The following is a 1,393-nucleotide window of genomic DNA, read 5'->3' as shown; positions in this document are numbered from 1 at the left end:
ACACCTCCCCAGCCTCGCGGTTCGCGCTCTGCGAGCGCTCACCGCGTCCCTCGCGGGCTCCTCACGGTCGCCGGGGGCGACCGCTCGGAGGCGCGCCACCGCTCATTTATAACTACCACGTCGCCGTCGGAGGTCGAACCCTCGATCCGCTGCTCGCCGAGTTAAACCGGTAGCAGCGCCGCGCTGCCGCCGGCCGCCGCTCGGAGCTCGTCGCTGTAGGCGATGGTGACGTACAGGACGGTGAAGATGACGGCGTTGTGGAGGCCGTGGAGCAGCGCCGGGACGACGAGGTTCTCGGTGTACTCGTACACCACGCCGAAGACGATACTCGGCAGGAAGAGGATGGCGATGGTGGTGAGCCGCCCGGAGATCCCGCCCGTCAGCGCCATCACGTGGACCGCCGCGAAGATCGCGGAGGCGACGAGGATCGCGGGCGCCGGCGACAGCGTCTCCCGGAGCCGTCCCTGCACGACGCCGCGGTACAGGATCTCCTCGGAGGGACCGATCACGAGGAACGACGCCGCGATGAGGAGCGGGATGATCGCGGGGTTCTGCATCGCCAGCTCCGCGCTCTGATTGGAGGCGGTCTCGGTGCCGAGCTGCTGGATCACGGCCGAGACGGCCGTGATCGCGACCAGGATGAGCGCCCAGCTCCCGATCACGATGCCGATCTCCTTCAGGCTCGGGCGCCGCACGCCGAGGTACGCGACGATCCCGGCGCGGTCGAGCCCCCGCCAGGCGAGGTAGGCGACCGCCAGCCCGCCGAACGCGACGTACTGGCCCAACACCAGCGTGAGCGCGAGGCTCGCGGCGAGCGGGAGCCCGCCGGTCACGGTGTTGATACCGAACACCACGCCCCCGCTGGCGAGGGCGATCGCGGGACCGAGGATCCCCAGGAGCAGGGCCGTACCGATCGCGACCGCGACGGCGCGACCGCCGGGGCCCTCCGACGCGGTCGAGGTGACGACGTCGTCGGCGGTCGCCGCCCCGTCGCCGGGCGCGGTCGAACCGTCCGCCGGCTCGCCGCCGTCGGGAGCGCTCGGTTCGGCGCCGTCGGAAGCCCCCGGCTCCCGTCGATGCGCGTCGTCCTCGGAGGGGTCTGCCATTGCCCGCCGTACGGGCCGACGCATAATAGGGCTGTTCGTGCCGGGGCTCCGGGTGCGGTCGTCGCCGGCGCCGCTCCCGCCTCACCGATGCAGCAGCTCGTACCAGAGCACGGCGGTCACGGCCCGCCCGTCGCGGAGCCCCTCGTCGACGACGGCCGACAGCAGGTCGTCGTACGGGACCGTCTCGACCGCGATCGACTCGTTGTGGTCGAGGTCGCGCTCGGCCGTGGGTTCACAGCCCGTCGCGAGGAAGTGGTGGTGGACCGCGTTCGCCATCCCGTTCGTCG

The 1,393-nt window shown here is 71.9% G+C and carries 1 protein-coding gene and 1 pseudogene; both read right to left on the bottom strand.

Annotation, left to right across the window (positions count from 1 at the left end):
• Positions 1-161: 161 nt before the first annotated feature.
• Complete coding sequence (locus SD626R_RS13410) at positions 162-1,106, bottom strand: CPBP family intramembrane glutamic endopeptidase (RefSeq protein ID WP_092566842.1); 945 nt, start codon at positions 1,104-1,106, stop codon at positions 162-164.
• Between the two features lie 81 nt (positions 1,107-1,187).
• Positions 1,188-1,393: pseudogene (locus SD626R_RS13405) on the bottom strand (NUDIX hydrolase); the annotation flags it as partial.

This window comes from Halorubrum sp. SD626R, assembly GCF_001261915.1.
Lineage (GTDB): Archaea > Halobacteriota > Halobacteria > Halobacteriales > Haloferacaceae > Halorubrum.
Note: the sequence above shows the minus strand (reverse complement) of the source record. Positions and strands in the feature narration are given on the sequence as shown.

Bases quoted from the DNA above. Each gene is read 5' to 3' on its own strand.
- SD626R_RS13410 (WP_092566842.1), bottom strand. From the start codon at position 1,106: ATGGCAGACCCCTCCGAGGACGACGCGCATCGACGGGAGCCGGGGGCT.